Here is an 18,243-nt window from a genome sequence, read left to right as displayed (position 1 = left end):
GAGGATCTCGTATGACGCCTTTCTTCGGCGCCCGGTGAGCCAATAACCCCCCTCTATTACAGTTGCATGACAGTTTCGTGTCACCCCTGTAACGGTCGCTGTGCAATGCCGCCAAGGCTTGGCCGACGCGGTCCTTTGCCGGCGCGAGGCAAACAACAGACCGGTGCCGAAAGCAAGCCGTCTACCCAACGGCAGGCCGCGCTTTGCCGCTTCGGGCTGTCACATTTCCACAGTCTTGAAAGTCGAGGCCTGGCGGATGCTGCAGATTCAGTTCAGGCCGGCATCACCTCGACACCTAGACGGCGCCGCGGCGCTCCTCGTCGCGCCACGACCAACGCTCGATCTTTTCGAGCAGCGCACGCGGGCTGATCGGCTTGGGCAGGTAGTCGTCCATGCCGGCTTCCAGGCAGCGTTCCTTGTCGCCCTTCAGCGCATGTGCGGTCACGCCGATGATCGGCACGCGCGTGCCCGTTCCGCGTTCGAGCTTGCGGATTTCGCTCGTCGCCTCGAGCCCGTTCATCTCGGGCATCGACACGTCCATCAGGATCATCCGCGGACGGCGTTCGCCGAAAGCCGTCACCGCGCGCCGGCCGTTGCCGACGATCTCGAACGACAGCTCGGTCTCGGCCAGGATCTGGCTGAACACCATCTGGTTCACTTCGTTGTCCTCGGCGACGAGTATGTCGAGCCCGCCCTCGCCGGCCGGCCGCTGCCCGCCGCGCAGGCGCGTCACACTGGCCGCCTGGCCGTTGGCGTCCCTGGCCGGCATCTGCGCATCGGCCACCTGCACCGGCGTCAGGTTCGGCGCCCGGCGACGCTGGATGCTGCCGACAAGCGCCTCGAGCAGCGCCGACGATCGCGCCGGCTTGATCAGTTGCGCATCGATGGCGAGGTCGCGGTGGGCAGGCCCCGACAACGACTGGTCGACCGAGGTCAGCATGACGATCGGCGTGTCGCTGAGGCCGGGCGTATGGCGCACGATGCGTGCCATCTCCGCGCCGGTCATGCCAGGCATCTGGTAGTCGAGCACGATGCAGTCGACGTTGACGCCCATCGCCTGCGCCGCGGTCAGCACGCGCAAGCCCTCGTCGCCGCTGCGCGCCGCGCAGGAATCAAAGCCCCACGACACCATCTGCTCGGTCAGGATCGTCCGGTTGACGGCGTTGTCGTCGACGATCATCACGCGCGCGCCGGTCACGTCGATCAGCGCCGCCGGCCGGCTTTCCAGCCGCCCGGCATCGGGCAGCGTCAGCGTGAACCAGAATGTCGAGCCCGCACCTTCGGCGCTGTCGACGCCGATCTCGCCGCCCATCATGTCGACGAGCCGCGACGTGATGGCGAGGCCAAGCCCGGTGCCTTCATGCCGGCGCGTCGAGGACGCATCGACCTGGCTGAACTTCTCGAACACCAGCTTGAGCTTGGCCTCGGGAATGCCGATGCCGGTGTCGGTCACCGCGATATGCAGCTTCGTCGCGTCGCCTTCGCTGCGGCCGGTGACATCGACCAGCACGTGGCCGGAATCGGTGAACTTGACGGCATTGCCGAGCAGGTTGGTGATGATCTGCCTGATGCGCCCGACATCGCCGACATAGAGATGCCGGAGGTCGGGCTGCAGCCGCACGATCAGTTCGAGGTCCTTCTCCTTGGCCCGCGTCGACATCAGCGTCGCGACGTCCTCGATGGCCTCGGCCAGGTTGAACGGGATCGGGTCGAGCACCAGTTGCCCGGCGTCGATCTTCGAGAAATCGAGGATGTCGTTGATGATCGTCAGCAGCGCATTGCCCGACTTGACGATGATGTCGGTGAACGTCTTCTGCTTCGGATCAAGATCGGACTTGGCCAGCAGCTCCGCCATGCCGAGCACGCCGTTCATCGGCGTGCGGATCTCGTGGCTCATATTGGCCAGGAACTCCGACTTGGCCCGGTCGGCCAGCACGGCGCGGCGCTGCGCTTCCTCGAGCTCGGCTTCGCGCTGCTTGAGTTCGGTGATGTTGGTGGTCGAGCCTATCAGGTAGAGCGAGCCGTCCGACGCCACCATCGCGCTCTTGCGGGCAAACTGGTGGCGGGTCGAACCATCGGTATCCGTCGCCGTCTCCTCGACCTCCACCGTCGCGCCGCTGCGCATCACTTCGCGATCGGCCTCCATGAAGGGTTCGCCTTCGGGACCGAAGATCTCGGCGTCGGTCTTGCCGATCGCCTCCTGTTTCGAAAAGCCGGTCAGCTCGCACCAACCCTGGTTGACATACATCAGCCTGAGGTCGTCGTGCTTGGCGTAGATCGACACCGGCACATTGTCGATCAGGCTGCGGAAAACCTCGTTCTCGCGCATCGAATCCTGCAGCGCGCGCTCGCGCTGCTTGAGTTCGGTGATGTCGACGCGCACACCGATGAAGGTGCCGTCGGCGAGGCGCTGGTCGAACACCTGGTACCAGCGCCCGTCCGGATTGCGCCGCTCGCGCTCGGCATGGCTGGTGTGATAGCGGCCGATCATGCCTTCGATCCAGGCTTCCGGATCGGCATCGTACAGGGCGTCGAGCTCGGGCTCGCCAGTATCGCGGTAGTAGCCGGCGCGCTGCGCCAGCACTAGGCTGTCGCGCAGCGTTCTGCCCTCGGCCATGGCCTCGCCGATGGCCGGCAACGCGCTCTTGAGCTTGTGGTTGGCGAGCACGAACCGGTCGTCGCGGTCGTAGATGACGACGCCGGCGGGCAAGGATTCCAGCACCTCGGCGAGCCGGTGGCGTGCCTCGACGGCCTCGACCTCGCGGCGTTTCATCTCGCTGACGTCATAATAGGAGACGAGCCGCTTGCCGCCCGAAAGGGCCGTCACCGAATAGATGATGGTGCGCCCGTCGGCGCGGCGGAACTCGCGGGGCGCGACATCGCCGGCCAGGATCTCGTCCTGCCGCGCGGCAACGTAGTTTTCCCATTCGGCGTCGGCGATGGCATAGACGCCGTTGTGGCGGTTGACGTCCATCAGCGCGCGGAACGGGCAGCCCGCGGCGACCTGTTCGGCGGTCACGTTCCAGATGCCGTAGAAGGCCTTGTTGATGAACTGGACGCTGAGCGCGGCGTCGACGAGCACCACGCCCATGTTCATCGAATCGATGGTGCGCTCGAGATCTGCATAGGGCAGGTCCTCGACGGGCCGCGCATTTCCGGTTCTCATCGGCCGCGCCACGCCATCGGTCGGCTCGCTGGCCGGATCGCTGGCGTCCGACCCAAGATTTTTCCGCATCCCGTCAGTCCTGCATGCAAGGGCGATGCTGCTCCCCCGCAGCTCGCCGCAATTAACCTTGCAGCAGAAGCATTAACGATCGACTAACCTTAATTCGCATGACCTGGCGGATATCTAGTCGTCGTTGGCGGCGTTGAGTTCTTCCGGCCGCATGCCGCCATTGGGATCGGTCAGGCCGAGCGACGCGGCAAGGATCAGCCGGCGCGACTTGAGCAGCGGCGACAGTGCCGCCTGCACGTCGGGCATGCGCGGGTTGCGCTCATGCGTCGCGACCGCCGATTCGTCGGCATAGAGCTCGTTGACCATCACCTTGTTGGGGATCGGCGTGCCGTCGCGCTCGACCGGCTTGATCACCTCGAAGCGCAGGCACCCCGGCTCTTCCTGCAACGTGGCGCGCGCATGTTCCGAGATCAGGTCGAGGAACTGTTCCTCCGCGCCGTCCACGGTCTCGAACTCGACGATGATGGTCATTTCAGCCAAGGGTTCATGCCTTCTTCTCTAGGTCCGGCTTCGTCCGCCGGAACGATGCCCACAGGCTAACGCATCGGCCTGCAAAGCGGAATCGATTTCGGCATCGACGATGCCGGTGGCGATGACGTGCCGCCAATGGCGGGCCGGAAGAGCAGGAGTTTTAGGGCTTGCGACGCACCGGCGGGCAGAAGGGTTGTGCAGCCCGCCGGGCGTTGCCGAAGACGCGCACTCGATACACTGCGCAGGAGGAAGGTGCGGGCGCGATGGTGAACGATTGGTGAATGCTGCCGTTCAACGACGATGACAGGCTGTAACGAAAGGGGTCCTTCGCGGAACCATTCGCCCGGTTCCGAGTTCAGTTCAGGCACACCGAGCGTGGCCTTTTCCTTTCAGCCACGCTCCGAAAGGGCCCACCGCTCCCTCTGCGGTGGGCTCCTTTCGTGGTTGAAACCCGCCCCGGGCCTGCAATCTCGGTGCAACCCAGGGTGACTCGACAGGATGCAGGTTGTGGCGCAGAGTTCCTGCCCCTGAATGAAATGCGGTAGCATGCAACCTTTGCCTCAAGGAGGCATTTCGATGCAGTCGCCTGCGGCAGACACTTCCACGATACGCCCCGATGCCGGTCTCGGTTCGCACACGTTATGCGTCGGCGTCGGAGATAGATCGCGTGACTGGCGCATCGTTCGCGCTCGGCTTGACTGACCGCGACAGCAAGCAGGCAACAAACCAGCAGCAAGCATAAGTCAAAAGAACAAGCACCATATGGGAGAAGACTATGGAGCACGTAATTTTCACACAGCCTAACTCCCCGATCTACCCCAAGGATCTCGCCCTTCTTCAGCAGGTGTTCGACCAGATTTGCGTCGAGCGCGGCGAAGACCCGAGCTCCATCTGGGCAAGCGAAATAGCGAGGACACTCCTCAAGCTTTACAGAAGCGGCGTGCGCGACGAGGATCTGCTGCTGGCAAGCATACCGCGGTTCCGGACAAGAAACGCTGCCTGACCCCAGGCGCGTCATCGCTGGGCACCTGGTCCCGAAAGCGGCCACCGCTTTCGGGAGACGGTGAGAGTAGCCCCGGCACGGCTCCCCGACATCATCCGTCCTGCAATCCGGCGCTTCGGCGTCCGGAGCGTGCGGGCCGACGCATTCTCCCCGACGCATTTCGTGATCGGGCACGGTGTCGATCGCCCCATTGATCCTGCGCCGTTCCGCGCAGACAATGCCGCTCGGCATGTCCATGAAGCCAGGACGCATGACGCAACGTCTCGCCACGCTCGTCGCCGCGGTCGTCGTCGCCCTCGCCGCATCGCCGGCGGCCCGGGCAGAGGCCATGCGTGGGCGAAACCTGCTCGGCGACACGCACCAGCACGGCATGGCAGCGCTATACGCGCGCTGGCCGGCGATTGCCGCCGACTATGCCACCGCGATGATGCGCTACCGCGGTGCCGCCGCGCATGAGGACCTGCCGCCCAGCGTCTATCCCTTCATCCTGTTCGCCCGCCCGCCGCTTGGCGGGCCCTGGACATGGACGGCCCCGAACGGTTCGCACGCCCGCCGCCTGCGCGACGGCGCCTTGCGCATCGGCCTGACCGACCGGCTCGGCAACTGGTTCGTCGAGATCCTGTGCACGGATGCGGGCTGGCCGGTCTATTCCTGCAGCGATGGCGTCGAGCGCGTCGCCGAGGCGCCCGAGCCGCGATTGCTCGTCATCGACGGCGTCGAGTTTTCCCGCCTCCTGCCGCCACAGGACGATCCGCCAGTGGAGGAGAACCCCTAGAATTTGAACCTGCCGCCGGAGCGGCAGGTTCGGCGGTCCGGTTTCAGTGCGTGTAGAAATAGCCCGCCGCCAGCACGACGGCGACAAGCAGGCCCAGCACGATCCAGCCGCGCAGGGCCTCCTTGCTTCCGGCGGAATCGGCGGCGTTGGCGGCTGGTGTCTTGTTTTCGTTCATTGGATTTCCCTTTTCGGGCGAAGTTTGCATGCAGCGATGCCGACGCCGACCCGGTCGACCGGGAGCGTCTGGACGTCACTGCGGAGAATTGGCGAAAGGTCGTCAGGCGCCTTGCGGCGGCGCCCGTGCCGAAAACGCTGCAAACTTCTCTGTCGGCTCGGCCGTATCGAGGCGCCGGCTCGAAACCAGGCGCTGCTGCTCCGGTTGCCGAAGCCGGATGCCGGTCTCGAACAGCGCCTTGCCGGCACCGCCGGAGGACTTGCCGGACTGTACCGGATCGGAACTGCGCAGGGCGCTCTGGCCGCGATCGTAGCTCGACAGCGACAGCACCACATTGCCGTCGCGGACGACGGCCTGCTTGCCCGCCCGGTCCAGGGTCGGCACAGGCGACGCACCGAAGCTCGATGGCAACAGCAGCAACGCCCATGTCAGCACGAGCACCATCAGCCGCATCAGCACGGAGGTCTCCCCGCGATGCGCTTCCGAAGGCTGCTGGTGGTCGAACGGCGTTAGGATGGCGTCTGCCCCGTTGCGCGCCCCTTTTCGCATTTCGGGTCGCCCGGTTCAACCATTTGCCAGCGGCCAGGTTTCCGGCTGTAATCCGCAAACGCAATCGAAGTGCCCGTCGTCAGCCGAAGGCGGGACTGGGAGACCGGAAAAACTGATGGCCAAGACCGATTTCAAGTCCGTCGACGAATACATCGCGGCACAGCCGCAAGCCGTCCAGCCTATCCTCGAACGCCTGCGCAAGATCATCCGCGATGCCTTGCCCGGCGCCGAAGAAGTCATTTCCTACCAGATTCCTGCCTACAAGCTGGACGCCGGCCGGGTGATCTACTTCTCCGGCTGGAAGGAGCACTATTCGCTCTACCCGGTCACCGAGCGTCTCGTCGCAAGGCTCGGAGCCGAGGTCGCCCCCTATGTCGCCGGCAAGGGCACGTTGCGCTTTTCGCTCTCCGAACCGATACCGGCAAGGCTGATCGAGCGGATCGCCCTGCTGCGCGCCGAGGAAGAGGCCGACGCCCGCAAGGCCAAGGCGGCGGCCAGCCACAAGGCGCGCGGCTGACGTCATCTGGAATGTGCCGTGCGCCCAGGCCGTCAGGGCCAGGGCCGTCACGGAACGTCGTCGCTCGCCACCGCGCCGCCTTCGCCTTCCAGCGCCGACAGTCGCCTGGTCACCGACCTGCTGAATTTCAGCCGCACGCCGGCGCCGTTCGCGCCCTCTTCGGCGATGAAGGTCGCGCCGAGGCTTTCAAGCGCCGCCTGCAGCGCCTGCACGGTGCTCTCGTCCGGCGTCGAGATCTTGCGTTCGAACGCCTCGATGACCTGCTCGTCGACGTTCGATGCCTGCGCCAGTTTCGATCGGGTGATCTCCACGATCGCACGGGCTGCCTTGCAGATCGGTCCGGTCATCATGTCCTGCGCCTCCTGGTCAAATCCGGCAAATCCATCGTCGTCCAGCCATTTAGGCAAATGGCGGCGCATACCGGAAGGGGGTGCGACGTTGTTGCCGGCCTGGGCCCCGCTTGGCGCGTTTGGCAGCAGGAAACGCGGCGACGTTGATCGCCGGCGCGGTTTGGAGGATAGTCACGCAAGCGTGCATGGAGCCTCGGGCCAATGCGTACACCGGCTGCCAACCAGATCAGCAAGCGCAAGGCCGTGGCCGATGCGCTGAGCCGGCAGAAGGTTTTCGTCAGTTCCAGGCGGTTCCGCGGCGACGGGCAGCCCATCTCCCGCGTGCTGGTCTCCGGCCGCTATTACGACGTCAGCGACCAGTTGCTCGACAGGCTGCAGCATGGCGCGACGCCGGGCGAGCTCGAACTGGAGCCTGCGTCCGACGACGCAGCCGGCCTGCAATAGGCGCATGGCAGCGGAAAAGCTTCGCACCTACCGGCAGAAGCGCGATTTCACCCGGACGCGGGAACCGCCCGGCGCATCGGCCGGCCACGACGGCAACCGCTTCGTCGTCCACAAGCACCACGCAACCGCCGATCACTACGACCTGCGCCTCGAACTGGGTGGGGTGCTGAAAAGCTGGGCCGTGCCGCGCGGCCCTTCGCTCAACCCGGCCGACAAGCGGCTTGCCGTCCAGACCGAGGACCACCCCGTCGAATACATCGACTTCGAGGGCCTGATCCCCGAGGGCGAATATGGCGGCGGGCCGATGATCGTCTGGGACACCGGCGTCTGGGCGCCGATGGAGGATGCCGAAAAGGCCCTGGCCAAGGGCGCCTTCAAGTTCCGCCTGTCGGGCGAAAAGCTGAACGGCGGCTGGATGCTGGCGCGGCTGAAGCCGAAGCCCGACGAGGACAAGCACAACTGGCTGCTGTTCAAGGAGCATGACCCCGCAGCCGACGACAGGCTCGACATTCTCCAGGCACGCCCCGAAAGCGTGAAGACCGGCCGGCTCATCGAGGAACTGGCCGCGCCGCCGAAAAAGCCGCCGTCGAAACCCGCCGACCTCAAGCCCGGCAAGCTTGCCGGAGCCGCGCGAGGCGCAATGCCGGCCCGGATCGAGCCCCAGCTCGCCACCGCGCTGCCCAAGCCGTCCAAGGAAGAGGGCTGGCTGCACGAGATCAAGTTCGACGGCTACCGCACCATGGCCCATGTGACGGATGGCGCTGCCACATTCATCACCCGCAGCGGCCTCGACTGGACCAAGCGTTATGCTGGCCTCGCCAGGGCCTTCGCCCCGCTTCCATGCAGCGAAGCCGTCATCGACGGCGAGATCGTGGTTCTCGACGACAAGGGCGTCAGCAGCTTCGCGGCACTTCAGGACGCGCTGGCCAGCGGCCACGGCGAGCGGCTGGTGTTCTATGCCTTCGACCTGCTGTTCCTCAATGGCTGGGACCTGGCCGGGGTCGCGCTCGCCAAGCGCAAGGGCCTGCTCGAACAGCTGCTTGCCGGCCATGTCGACGGCCGCTCGGCGCTCCAGTACAGCGACCACGTCGCAGGCGACGGCAAGGCGCTCTATGACAAGGCGAGCGAGATGGGCCTGGAGGGCATCGTCTCGAAGCGCGCATCGGCAATCTACAGTTCGGGACGCAGCCACAGCTGGACCAAGACCAAGGCGCTCAAGACCGGCGACTTCGTCATCGCCGGCTACACCACCTCGCAGGCAGCGGAAGGGCTCGCATCCCTTGCGCTCGGCGAATGGGTCGACGGCGAGCTGCAATATCGCGGCAAGGTCGGAACCGGCTTCGACTCTGAGACGTTGCACTCGTTGCTGCACCGGCTGGAAGGCCTGCGCGAAGGCGCCGACAAGCTCGATGGTGCGCCGAAGGAGATCATCCCCGTGCGTCCGGTATTGAACGCCCACATCCACTATGCCAACCGCACCACCGACAACGCGTTGCGGCACGCCGTGTTCAAGGGCCTGCGCGAGGCCGAGCTGACCGCGAGTGCGTCCGCGCCACGCAAGCGGCTGATCTCAGACGCCGACCTCGCCGGCATCTCGATCACCAATCCGACCCGCCGCGTGCTCGGCAAGGCTGGGCCGACCAAGCTCGATGTCGCGGTCTATTACGCTGCGGTCGGCGATTTCATGCTGCCCCACATCATCGGGCGGCCGGTGTCGCTGTTTCGCTGCCCGAGCAGCCGGCCGCAGGATTGCTTCTTCCAGCGCCACGCCTTTTCCGGCATGCCGCCGACGATCGCCTCCTTCGAAACCAGGAACTCCGAGGGCGAGACCAAGGGCTACATCTCGGTCGAGGACGCCAAGGGCTATCTCGCACTGGCGCAGTTCGGCGTCGTCGAATTCCACGCCTGGGGCGCCTTGCGCAAGCATCTCGACAAGCCCGACCGCGTCGTCTTCGACCTCGACCCCGGCGAAGGCATCGGCTGGCGCGAGGTCGTGGAGGCGGCCGTCCATGTCCGCGGCGAGCTGGAAAAGCTCGGCCTCGTTCCCTTCGTCAAGACATCCGGAGGGCGCGGCATCCATGTCGTGGTGCCGACGACCGGCAAGCTCGGCTGGAAGCCGTTCCATCAGGCGAGCGGCGAAATCTCGGCGCGGATCGCCGCCACCGCGCCAGAGACTTTCACCACCGTCATGGGCAAGGACAACCGCAAGAAACGCATTTTCATCGACTTCCACCGCAACGCCCGCAGTGCAACGGCCGCCGCTCCCTATTCTCTTCGCGCACGCACCGGCATGCCTGCTTCGACACCTCTTGGCTGGAGCGATCTTGAGTCCATCGACGCTCCCGAAGATTTGAACTATTCTTCGCTTCCCGGCCTCGTGGCCAGGTCAGGCGATCCCTGGGCGGACATTGGCGATCACGCCCGCGACCTGACGACTGCAATCAGTGCCAAACGTTAGTCTGTTTATGGTTTCGCGTAGGAGACAAGCATGGCCCCCAGGGCAAGTTGGAAGGGATATCTGAAGCTCAGCCTCGTCAGTTGCCCGGTGCGGCTTTACCCGGCGACAAGTTCGAGCGACCGCATCAGCTTCAATCAGTTGCACAAGGACACCCACAACCGGATCAACATGAAGCCGGTCGATCCGGAGCTCGGCCTCGTCGACCGCGCCGACCTGGTCAAGGGCTACGAATACGAGGACAAGAAATACGTCATCATCGACGAAGCCGACCTCGACAGCGTCAGGATCGAATCAAACCACACGATGAACATCGAGGCCTTCGTCGACGAGAATTCCGTCGACGTCATCTACCAGGACGCGCCCTATTATCTCGCCCCCGACGGGGCGATGGCCGAGGAAACCTTTGCCGTGCTGCGCGAGGCGCTGCACAAGTCCGGCAAGCTGGCGATTGCCCGGCTGGTGCTGTCGAGCCGCGAGCGCGTGGTCACCATCGGCGCGCGCGACAAGGGCATGTTCGTCTGCACGCTGCGCAATCCCAACGAGGTCCGCGGCACGGCCGAGTATTTCGGCAACATCACGGCGGGCAAGCCCGACCCGGAGATGCTCGAACTCGCCGAGGCCCTGATCAAGCAGAAGCTGACGACCTTCGATCCGAAGAACTACGAGGACCGCTACGAGATCGCCTTGATGAACATGATCAAGGAGAAGCTCAAGGGTCACAAGCCGATCATCGCCGCCGCGCCCGAGCGCGGCAACGTCATCAACCTGATGGACGCGCTGAAAGCCAGCCTCGGCCAGGCCAAGCCGCCGGCCAGGAGCAAGACCAAGGCCGAACCGGCCGAGAAGCCGGCGGCCAAGCTGACGGCCGTCGCCGGCGGCAAGCAGGCCAAGGGCAAGAAGTGAACGAAGGCCGTATCTACGGACTGATCGGTGCGCTTGCAGCCTTCCCCCGCCGCCTCGCCGTCCGCGAGGTGGCGCGGCAGGGCGGCGAGCTGCAGCATGGCGTAACCCGGCGCACCACGCACGTCGTCTTCGGGCGCACTTTGCTGCACAAATCCGACGAAGCAAGGCTCGCCGCCCGGTACGATTCTGCCACCGCTTCCGGTCGCCCCGTGCTCAGCGAAAACGGCTTTCTGCGCGCGCTCGGCCTGCTCGACCGGGTCGAGGGCGCCGGCATGACACGACAATCCCTGCTCGACCAGGCGAAGCTGGCGCCGCGCGACCTCGAGCTCCTGTCGCTCTTCGACGCCTTCGAGAGCGATGCCGAACCCTACGCCTTTCGCGACCTCATCCTTGCCAGGAAATATGCCTCGCTGCTTGCCGGCGGCTCGACCTGGAGCGCCATCGCGAGATCGGTTCGCCGTTCCGGCGCGGTGGCGCAGTTGAGCGCGCTGTCGCTCCATGCCAGCGGCAAGGACACGATCTATGCCCGCCTCGGCGCCGACCTGGCCGAACTGGACGGGCAACGCCTGCTGCCGCTCGGCCCTGCCGGCGACGCCGAACTGGAGGAACTGTTCGCGCTGGCCGAAGACGCTGAAGAAGATGGGCGCTTCGGCGAGGCCGCCGCCCTCTATGCACGCTGCCTTGCCGCCGACCCCGGCGACAGTGTCGCCGCCTTCAACCGCGCCAACTGCCTGCGCTCCGCCGGCCTTGGGAGCGAGGCGATCCAGGGCTACATGCGGGCGATCAAGCTCGATCCAAAATTCGTCGAAGCCTGGTTCAACCTTGCCGGCCTGTTCGCCAGCGAAGGCAAGGCACACACAGCGCGCCGCCACCTCGAAAAGGCGATCGCGCTCGATCCCGCCTATGCCGACGCCATGTTCAACCTCGCCAACCTCGCTTACGAGGCCGGCGACCTCGCCGAGGCGCGGCGCTGGTGGGAAGCCTATCTCAGGCTCGACCAGACCTCGGAGTGGGCAAAGACCGCGGCCAAGGGCATCCAGTATGCCGACCTGCGGCTGAAGGAACGGACGGCAAGCTAGATGGCGGTGCATTTCCTCTTCGACGGTCCGGAGGACGCAGCCGTCACCATCCTGCTCGCCCACGGCGCCGGCGCGCCGATGGATTCGGCCTCGATGACGGCAACGGCCGCGGCCCTTGCCGCGGCCAGCCTGCGTGTCGCCCGCTTCGAGTTCGGCTACATGGCGGCACGGCGCACCGGCAGCCCCAAGCCGCCGCCGCGCGCGGAAACGCTCAATCCGGAATTCAGGACCGCCATCGACGAACTCGGCGCCAGGGCAAAGCTGGTCATCGGCGGCAAGTCGATGGGCGGGCGCGTCGCCAGCATGATCGCCGACGAGATGCGCGATGCCGGCAGGATCGCCGGTCTGCTGTGCCTCGGCTATCCGTTCCACCCGCCGGCCAAGCCGACGCAGTTGCGTACAGCGCATCTCGCCGGCCTCCGGACTCCGGCACTAATCGTCCAGGGCACGCGCGACGAATTCGGCACCCGCGACGAGGTGGCAAGCTATGGGCTGTCCGACGCCATCGAAATCCTCTGGCTCGAGGATGGCGACCACGACCTCAAGCCGCGCAAGAGCATCTCGGGCTTCTCGGCCGCCGATCACCTGAAGACGACAGCCGAAACCGTCGCGGCCTGGACGGCCCGGCTCGAGGCCTGAGGTCCATGGCGGCGCGATGAAGATCGCCACCTTCAACGTCAACAACGTCAACCGCCGGCTCGACAACCTGCTGGCATGGCTGGACGAGGCCAGCCCCGACGTCGTCTGCCTTCAGGAACTGAAGGCGGCCGACAGCCAGTTTCCGCGCGCGGCCATCGAAGCGGCCGGTTATGGCGCCGTGTGGCGTGGCCAGCCGACTTGGAACGGCGTTGCCATCCTTGCCCGCGCTGCCGAACCTGTCGTCACCCGCTGGGAACTGCCGGGCGATCCCGGCGACACGCAGAGCCGCTACATCGAGGCCGCCGTCGGCGGCGTGCTCATAGCCTCGCTCTACGCCCCCAACGGCAATCCGCAGCCCGGGCCCAAATTCGACTACAAGCTTTCCTGGCACGAGCGGCTCAATGCGCATGCGGCGACCTTGCTGGCCGCCGGCGTGCCGGTCGTGCTCGCCGGCGACTACAACGTCGCCCCCGGCCCGCTCGACGTCTACGCCTCCAGATCCTACGACGACAACGCGCTCGTCCAGCCGGCAAGCCGCGCCGCCTTCCAGCACCTGCTCGACCAGGGCTGGACCGACGCCGTGCGCAAGGCCTTTCCGGACGAAGCGGTCTACACCTTCTGGGATTACCGCCGGAACCGGTGGCAACGCAACGCCGGCCTCAGGCTCGACCACCTGTTGCTCAGCAAGCCGATGGCAAGACGCCTTCGTTCGGTCGGCATCGACCGCGATGTCCGCGGCCGCGACGAGGCCAGCGACCACGCGCCGGTGTGGATGGAAGTGAAGTAGTATTTTGCCTGGGGCGCTGAACGCCTGGAAAGCCGCCCCTGCCCGCAGGTCTGCATCCGCCCCGATGCCGCGCATCGAACTGCCGATGCAACCGTCTTTTCACAGACGCGTTTTTGCCGACAGGTATCGGGTGAACCTGAAAGGAACCCTGCCATGAACGACCGTATCGACGAAACCCCTCGATTTGGCAGCTGCTATTGTCGCGCCGTTTCGTTCCGCGTCATCGGCCAGCCCCTGCGGGTGGGAATTTGCCATTGCGCGGACTGCCGCAAGACCAGCGGTTCGGCGTTTTCCGCCTATGCGGTCTGGCCCGTTTCAGCCTACGAACAAACCGGCCAGGTAGGCACATATGGCAACCGGAGCTTCTGCGTCACCTGCGGCAGCCGCGTGACCTGGGTCCACGACGGCGAGGCCGAGGTCATGATCGGCAGCCTCGACGTCGTGCCCACCGATCTGGCGCCGGAGTACGAGCTCTGGGTTGGCCGTCGGGAGAACTGGCTGCACCCGCTGCCGCAGGCACGGCAGTTCGACCACGATCGCGACACCGCAACCGAGCCGGCGCCGCTCGAACCCGGACAGCCGGACCGGCCGCGCAACGTCGAGATCCCGCCGGCCTGAGGCTGGCGCGACGCAACCTCGAATGCGCGCTGTACGGCACCGTCGCCAACCCGATTATTTGGGCTCGGCGCGGCAATTTTCATCGTCCATTGAGATCAGCTGAAACATGCACTCCTGACAGGTGCCGTCGCGAATCGGCAGCCGAGGCTGCGCGTCGGACCAATGCTGACGGTGCTTGGAGAGGTTGGTACGCCCAAGGGGAATCGAACCCCTGTTCCCGCCGTGAGAGGGCAATCGCATGCAAGCCCTCGTTCCGGCATTCGTCCCCCGCTGTTCCCCTATGTTGTTTCTCTGTTCCGCCCCCGTTCATGTTTGACGGGCTCGCCGTCCCGCATTGTGTCGAGCCGTCCACGGGTATATATTTGACAGATATTTGACGAAACAGGTTTTCCAGCATGCCTCGCACCCTAACCGAAGCGGCGCTGTCGACAGAGAACGCCCGCAAGTCGCTCCCCGAGGGAACGCACTGGCGCGGGCTCAATGCTGATGTCCACTTGGGTTACCGAAAGCAGAAGCGCGGCGGTAAGTGGCTTGTGCGCTGGTATCAGGGTGACCAGAAGTATAGGCAGGAGACATTCGGCACAGCTGATGACGGCAAGCTATTGGCCGATGGCGTCAACTGCTTCAGCTATGAACAGGCCAAGACCGAGGCGGCGCGCATCGTTTCACTGGCCCGAGCTGACGAACTGGCATCGGTTGACGGCCCTGCCCCTACCGTCAAAGTCGCCGTTGAAGAATATGCCTCGGCTCGCGACGAGCGGGAAAAGGCGCAGCAGCCGGGCAAACGCGGGCGGGGCGATGCGCGCCAACGGCTCACCAAGCATGTCCTGTCTGCCCCGGTCGCGAAAATTGCTCTCCACGCCCTGGCCGAACTGGATCTGGTCAGGTGGCGCGCTGCTCTCCCTAAGGGCCTTGCGGAAACTACCGTTCGCCGTGTCGTCAACGACTTCAAGGCAGCGTTGAATGCCGCTGCGGTCAAATACAGGTCAAGGCTCCCGGCAGAACTCGCCGTCATCATCAAGAATGGGTTTGCGGCCAAGTTCGCAGAAACGCCCACCGCACGGGACAAGTCCGCACTGCCTGACGGCGACATTCGCCGCATGCTCATAGCCACAGCCACGATTGACGCCCGCGACGGATGGGACGGTGATTTGCTGCGCATGGTTGCCGTGCTCGCGGCGACTGGCGCCCGCTTTTCACAAGTCAGCCGCATGATGGTTGGTGACGTGCAGTTGGCGCAAAGCCGCTTGATGGTCCCGACCAGCCGCAAAGGCAGGGGCACGAAAAAGGCCTCTCACATTGCGACACGAGTGGGCGATGACGTGCTGGAGACGTTGCGACCAGCCGTTGCAGGCCGGCGCGCGAAAGAGCCGCTGCTGGAACGGTGGAGACACAAGCAGAGCAAGGGAACCGACAGCCAGGGGCCGCAGTGGATCAGAGATACACGGGGGCCGTGGCTCAACGCGACGGAATTGACCCGCCCATGGCTGGCAATCACCACGGCGGCGGGCCTCCCGGCTGATGTCGTTCCCTATGCCCTCCGCCATTCGTCCATTGTCCGGCAGCTTCGAACCGGCCTCCCTGTCCGGTTGGTTGCGGCGTTGCATGACACCAGCACGACCATGATTGAATCGCACTATTCAGCCGCAATTATCGACGCACTCGACGCCCTGTCTGCCGGCGCGGTGGTGCCATTGATGCCGCCAGCCGAGGACAACGTGCGCCAGCTTCGCGGATAAGAGAAACCGCAGGGATAGGACGGCCATCCGACAAGCCGGGGATAGCACCTCCCGGTTTCCCTGCGGCCCTATTAGGTGCTCGCGAGGTGCGCGAGTGATTCCGAAAACTCCTCTCCCATGGGTGAGCTTTAGCGGACCCGACCCAACCTATTCCTTGGATGAGGATGGCGGGTATGCACAGCTTGAGGCTATCTATGGTCAGCCGATCCCAGACGCAGCGCGGGCCGCACTGAGTCAAATTGCCGACAACTACCTGTCGGACAGGCGGACTGAATTGGCCCGGCAAACCTGGCGCGATGTTGCAGGCAACCTTGCCCCGCTCGAACAGGCCGCTGTGGCTCTGTGGGAGTTGGCATATGGAGCGCCACCAGCGAGTGGAGACGCATCCTACGTCTTCGATTCGATCGTGGACCAGCTCCTAGAAAGGGAGGCTATTCCTATCAGGCCGCAGCGGGGAGACTTGGTAATCCTTCGTCCAGAGCACGAGCCGGCAGAGTGGGAGCGCTTCGACGACTACTATCAGCCACCAGAGGTAGCTTTCGGTTTTCGGTTGACGCGAGAGGTCCTACAAAACCTCGCCCAAGCCCTCCGGGTTGCCGCGAACAGGGCATCTTCGGAGATAGAGAAGCGGGCGGCTGAGGGCATGACCTCAAACAGTTGGACTGCCCAACAGCGGATGTTGCTCCGGGTAACCGATTGGGCGCGGGATTTTGGCTTGCCGTTCGGGGCCTATGACACGTTCACGGAGGCGCCCACGAGATTCAGCGACTTTCTGCGACTGCTATTGCAGCTCGCGCCGGCCGATTACCGTGAAAAAGAGCTGACAAGTGGCGCGGTCGCCGCTCGGCTCCGTCGCATCCGCCAGGAAGCTAAGACGCGCAAAAGGGAGCAGGTGACGCAGCAAACCGAAAGGTGATTTGCTCCCCAAGTGAGCAAACACGACCGCAAATCATTCTTCTGGTTGCTTTCTAGAGACCAAAGCATTCGTGTGAACAATAGGGGACGTCATGGCATCCAGCCGTGTCGCGTGATTGGCCGATAGCCAATCTGGTTTCAGGAGAAACCACCCATGAAAATCTCTGTCGATATCCCAGAAGCTGTCGAGATGAGCGGGATTAGCCGCTCAGGCCTCTACAGGCTCTTCAAGGATGGCAAGCTCTCGCCTCGGAAGAATGGGAAGCGGACGCTTGTCCTTGTGTCTGAGCTTGAAGCCTATGTGTCCTCACTCCCGGTTTTGAAGTGAGGCGGCCATGAACGTACAAATGCAAACCGCTCCCCGACTGGCATCGGAGAGCGGCGGTATTTCCAAAGCTGTGACGGCTCAGAACTACCGCATTCACCCGGCTCCTGCAACGGAATTCGCCGCCGCCGCCATAGCGGCCAGGTTCCGCGTCTCGCTCACACTTGCCCGCGTAGTTTGCGAACTCGCACAGATCGGCGGGAGGCTGGCATGATGAAGGATGCGAAGCTCACGGTTCGAATCCGCATCGAGCCGGACGGCCAGCCCATGACGTTCATTGGTCGTGATGCGTGGTGCTTGCTGCGCCTCATTGAGGCCGGAGAGAGGGGATGCACTCCCATCGATCAGCCGGCGCCCAGATGGAGCGGATACGTGCACAAGCTCCGAAAGGCCGGGGTGTACGTTGAGACGATCCACGAAGGGCACAAAGGCGACTTTCCGGGGAATCACGCCCGCTATGTCCTGCGCTCGACGGTCACCGTCATTGACCAAGAGAGGGCAGCGGCATGAGCGATTCAATCCCCATTGCCATTGTCGAGAAGAACCGGACAGAGGAAGTCCGCATCTCACTCGACGTGATGCACGGTCGACGACTGTTCAACACTCGCGTCTATTACGAGGCGGACGACGGCACCAAGCGCCCTGGCAAGGCAGGGCTGGCGCTGCGCCTTGAGTGCTTGGAGAGCTTCGCGGAAGCCGTCGCCTCCGCGCTGATGACGGCCAAGGCCAAGGGCTACCTGAAATGAGCAGGCGCGAGTTCTCCAAAGTTTCCCCGGCCGTATGGCGGTCGGGGAGATTCACCGGGCTGGAGTGCAGCACCGCTCAGGTTCTGTATCTCTACTTCCTCACTTGCGAACACCAAAACAGCGCTGGTTGCTTCCGGCTACCCGATGGTTACGCCTGCTCGGATCTCGGCTGGCTAACCCCGAAATATGTAGAGGCACGAGACATGCTCGTAGCCGCCGAGTTGGTCACCTTCGATGCCTTAACCGCCGAAATTTACGTCGATAGATGGTTCCGGCACAATCCGCCGATGAACGACAAGCACGCCGTTGGCACTCGGCGCATCGTCGAAAACATAGAGAGCGACATCGTAAGAGAGAAGGTCGAAGCGGAATTCCAGGCTGCCGACGACTCCCGCTTGGCGAGGGTCAATCCGATGGACGCGAGGTTCAATTCATCCTCGTTGGCGAATAGTCGCCTCGTTAGCGAGAGGGTGAGACTTTGAAACCCTCTCCATACGGTACCGAGACCCTATCGA

Annotated in this window: 21 protein-coding genes; 16 read left to right on the top strand and 5 right to left on the bottom strand. The window is 64.5% G+C overall.

Annotation, left to right across the window (positions count from 1 at the left end):
* Positions 1-295: 295 nt before the first annotated feature.
* Positions 296-3,235 (bottom strand): response regulator, encoded by a 2,940-nt coding sequence (locus GGR00_RS23545; protein WP_184701530.1) that lies wholly within the window; start codon positions 3,233-3,235, stop codon positions 296-298.
* 114 nt (positions 3,236-3,349) lie between these two features.
* The gene (locus GGR00_RS23540) at positions 3,350-3,706 is read right to left on the bottom strand and encodes a putative quinol monooxygenase (RefSeq protein WP_184701560.1); all 357 of its coding nucleotides are present in this window, start codon (positions 3,704-3,706) and stop codon (positions 3,350-3,352) included.
* A gap of 775 nt (positions 3,707-4,481) precedes the next feature.
* On the opposite strand from GGR00_RS23540, the gene GGR00_RS23535 reads away from it, so the two are divergent.
* A complete protein-coding gene (locus GGR00_RS23535) occupies positions 4,482-4,709 on the top strand; it encodes a hypothetical protein (RefSeq protein ID WP_184701528.1) in 228 nt (75 codons plus the stop codon).
* Between the two features lie 250 nt (positions 4,710-4,959).
* Positions 4,960-5,484 carry a hypothetical protein gene (locus tag GGR00_RS23530; RefSeq protein ID WP_156381196.1) on the top strand — a complete coding sequence of 175 codons (525 nt, stop codon included), beginning with the start codon at positions 4,960-4,962 and terminating at the stop codon, positions 5,482-5,484.
* A gap of 43 nt (positions 5,485-5,527) precedes the next feature.
* Here the strand turns inward: GGR00_RS23530 and GGR00_RS28540 are convergent, their stop codons facing one another.
* Together GGR00_RS28540 and GGR00_RS23525 are read right to left on the bottom strand one after the other, a co-directional pair.
* Positions 5,528-5,659 (bottom strand): hypothetical protein, encoded by a 132-nt coding sequence (locus GGR00_RS28540; protein ID WP_280137946.1) that lies wholly within the window; start codon positions 5,657-5,659, stop codon positions 5,528-5,530.
* Between the two features lie 102 nt (positions 5,660-5,761).
* Positions 5,762-6,208, bottom strand: a complete 447-nt coding sequence (locus tag GGR00_RS23525; protein ID WP_184701526.1) for a hypothetical protein — start codon at positions 6,206-6,208, stop codon at positions 5,762-5,764.
* A 115-nt stretch (positions 6,209-6,323) separates the two neighbouring features.
* Between GGR00_RS23525 and GGR00_RS23520 the strand changes: the two genes are divergently transcribed.
* A complete protein-coding gene (locus GGR00_RS23520) occupies positions 6,324-6,725 on the top strand; it encodes an iron chaperone (RefSeq protein WP_184701524.1) in 402 nt (133 codons plus the stop codon).
* Positions 6,726-6,772: 47 nt separating this feature from the next.
* Here the strand turns inward: GGR00_RS23520 and GGR00_RS23515 are convergent, their stop codons facing one another.
* Complete coding sequence (locus GGR00_RS23515; RefSeq protein ID WP_184701522.1) at positions 6,773-7,075, bottom strand: helix-turn-helix domain-containing protein; 303 nt, start codon at positions 7,073-7,075, stop codon at positions 6,773-6,775.
* A 201-nt stretch (positions 7,076-7,276) separates the two neighbouring features.
* On the opposite strand from GGR00_RS23515, the gene GGR00_RS23510 reads away from it, so the two are divergent.
* From GGR00_RS23510 to GGR00_RS23450, 13 genes are all read left to right on the top strand, one after another.
* Entirely contained in the window at positions 7,277-7,519 is a 243-nt protein-coding gene (locus tag GGR00_RS23510) for a hypothetical protein (protein ID WP_184701520.1), read from the top strand.
* Between the two features lie 4 nt (positions 7,520-7,523).
* Positions 7,524-9,977 carry a DNA ligase D gene (gene ligD / locus GGR00_RS23505; protein WP_184701518.1) on the top strand — a complete coding sequence of 818 codons (2,454 nt, stop codon included), beginning with the start codon at positions 7,524-7,526 and terminating at the stop codon, positions 9,975-9,977.
* A 30-nt stretch (positions 9,978-10,007) separates the two neighbouring features.
* Positions 10,008-10,880, top strand: a complete 873-nt coding sequence (gene ku / locus GGR00_RS23500; RefSeq protein WP_055974241.1) for a non-homologous end joining protein Ku — start codon at positions 10,008-10,010, stop codon at positions 10,878-10,880.
* Positions 10,877-11,959, top strand: a complete 1,083-nt coding sequence (locus tag GGR00_RS23495; protein WP_184701517.1) for a tetratricopeptide repeat protein — start codon at positions 10,877-10,879, stop codon at positions 11,957-11,959. Before ku ends, GGR00_RS23495 begins: the two co-directional genes overlap by 4 nt.
* Positions 11,960-12,598, top strand: coding sequence for an alpha/beta hydrolase family protein (locus GGR00_RS23490; protein ID WP_184701515.1), 639 nt, complete (start codon positions 11,960-11,962; stop codon positions 12,596-12,598).
* 16 nt (positions 12,599-12,614) lie between these two features.
* On the top strand, positions 12,615-13,385 hold the full coding sequence (locus GGR00_RS23485; RefSeq protein ID WP_184701513.1) for an exodeoxyribonuclease III: 771 nt from the start codon (positions 12,615-12,617) through the stop codon (positions 13,383-13,385).
* A gap of 153 nt (positions 13,386-13,538) precedes the next feature.
* Positions 13,539-14,003: a GFA family protein gene (locus tag GGR00_RS23480; RefSeq protein WP_184701511.1), complete on the top strand. Its 465-nt coding sequence runs from the start codon at positions 13,539-13,541 to the stop codon at positions 14,001-14,003.
* A 395-nt stretch (positions 14,004-14,398) separates the two neighbouring features.
* Positions 14,399-15,742 (top strand): tyrosine-type recombinase/integrase, encoded by a 1,344-nt coding sequence (locus tag GGR00_RS23475; RefSeq protein WP_184701509.1) that lies wholly within the window; start codon positions 14,399-14,401, stop codon positions 15,740-15,742.
* Between the two features lie 154 nt (positions 15,743-15,896).
* A complete protein-coding gene (locus tag GGR00_RS23470) occupies positions 15,897-16,658 on the top strand; it encodes a hypothetical protein (protein WP_184701507.1) in 762 nt (253 codons plus the stop codon).
* Between the two features lie 153 nt (positions 16,659-16,811).
* The gene (locus tag GGR00_RS23465; protein WP_184701505.1) at positions 16,812-16,985 is read left to right on the top strand and encodes a helix-turn-helix domain-containing protein; all 174 of its coding nucleotides are present in this window, start codon (positions 16,812-16,814) and stop codon (positions 16,983-16,985) included.
* A 207-nt stretch (positions 16,986-17,192) separates the two neighbouring features.
* A complete protein-coding gene (locus tag GGR00_RS23460; RefSeq protein WP_377864737.1) occupies positions 17,193-17,492 on the top strand; it encodes a winged helix domain-containing protein in 300 nt (99 codons plus the stop codon).
* Entirely contained in the window at positions 17,489-17,728 is a 240-nt protein-coding gene (locus tag GGR00_RS23455) for a transcriptional coactivator p15/PC4 family protein (RefSeq protein WP_184701503.1), read from the top strand. Before GGR00_RS23460 ends, GGR00_RS23455 begins: the two co-directional genes overlap by 4 nt.
* The gene (locus GGR00_RS23450) at positions 17,725-18,210 is read left to right on the top strand and encodes a hypothetical protein (RefSeq protein WP_184701501.1); all 486 of its coding nucleotides are present in this window, start codon (positions 17,725-17,727) and stop codon (positions 18,208-18,210) included. Before GGR00_RS23455 ends, GGR00_RS23450 begins: the two co-directional genes overlap by 4 nt.
* Positions 18,211-18,243 lie beyond the last annotated feature (33 nt).

The organism is Aminobacter aganoensis (assembly GCF_014206975.1).
GTDB classification, from domain to species: Bacteria; Pseudomonadota; Alphaproteobacteria; order Rhizobiales; family Rhizobiaceae; genus Aminobacter; species Aminobacter aganoensis.
This window is presented reverse-complemented; position numbering and strand designations above follow the sequence as displayed.

Bases quoted from the DNA above. Each gene is read 5' to 3' on its own strand.
- ku (WP_055974241.1), top strand. From the start codon at position 10,008: ATGGCCCCCAGGGCAAGTTGGAAGGGATATCTGAAGCTCAGCCTCGTC.
- GGR00_RS23520 (WP_184701524.1), top strand. From the start codon at position 6,324: ATGGCCAAGACCGATTTCAAGTCCGTCGACGAATACATCGCGGCACAG.
- GGR00_RS23485 (WP_184701513.1), top strand. From the start codon at position 12,615: ATGAAGATCGCCACCTTCAACGTCAACAACGTCAACCGCCGGCTCGAC.
- GGR00_RS23510 (WP_184701520.1), top strand. From the start codon at position 7,277: ATGCGTACACCGGCTGCCAACCAGATCAGCAAGCGCAAGGCCGTGGCC.
- GGR00_RS23490 (WP_184701515.1), top strand. From the start codon at position 11,960: ATGGCGGTGCATTTCCTCTTCGACGGTCCGGAGGACGCAGCCGTCACC.
- GGR00_RS23535 (WP_184701528.1), top strand. From the start codon at position 4,482: ATGGAGCACGTAATTTTCACACAGCCTAACTCCCCGATCTACCCCAAG.
- ligD (WP_184701518.1), top strand. From the start codon at position 7,524: ATGGCAGCGGAAAAGCTTCGCACCTACCGGCAGAAGCGCGATTTCACC.
- GGR00_RS23450 (WP_184701501.1), top strand. From the start codon at position 17,725: ATGAGCAGGCGCGAGTTCTCCAAAGTTTCCCCGGCCGTATGGCGGTCG.
- GGR00_RS23455 (WP_184701503.1), top strand. From the start codon at position 17,489: ATGAGCGATTCAATCCCCATTGCCATTGTCGAGAAGAACCGGACAGAG.
- GGR00_RS23460 (WP_377864737.1), top strand. From the start codon at position 17,193: ATGATGAAGGATGCGAAGCTCACGGTTCGAATCCGCATCGAGCCGGAC.
- GGR00_RS28540 (WP_280137946.1), bottom strand. From the start codon at position 5,659: ATGAACGAAAACAAGACACCAGCCGCCAACGCCGCCGATTCCGCCGGA.
- GGR00_RS23515 (WP_184701522.1), bottom strand. From the start codon at position 7,075: ATGATGACCGGACCGATCTGCAAGGCAGCCCGTGCGATCGTGGAGATC.
- GGR00_RS23530 (WP_156381196.1), top strand. From the start codon at position 4,960: ATGACGCAACGTCTCGCCACGCTCGTCGCCGCGGTCGTCGTCGCCCTC.
- GGR00_RS23545 (WP_184701530.1), bottom strand. From the start codon at position 3,235: ATGCGGAAAAATCTTGGGTCGGACGCCAGCGATCCGGCCAGCGAGCCG.
- GGR00_RS23465 (WP_184701505.1), top strand. From the start codon at position 16,812: ATGAAAATCTCTGTCGATATCCCAGAAGCTGTCGAGATGAGCGGGATT.
- GGR00_RS23525 (WP_184701526.1), bottom strand. From the start codon at position 6,208: ATGCGAAAAGGGGCGCGCAACGGGGCAGACGCCATCCTAACGCCGTTC.
- GGR00_RS23540 (WP_184701560.1), bottom strand. From the start codon at position 3,706: ATGACCATCATCGTCGAGTTCGAGACCGTGGACGGCGCGGAGGAACAG.
- GGR00_RS23480 (WP_184701511.1), top strand. From the start codon at position 13,539: ATGAACGACCGTATCGACGAAACCCCTCGATTTGGCAGCTGCTATTGT.
- GGR00_RS23475 (WP_184701509.1), top strand. From the start codon at position 14,399: ATGCCTCGCACCCTAACCGAAGCGGCGCTGTCGACAGAGAACGCCCGC.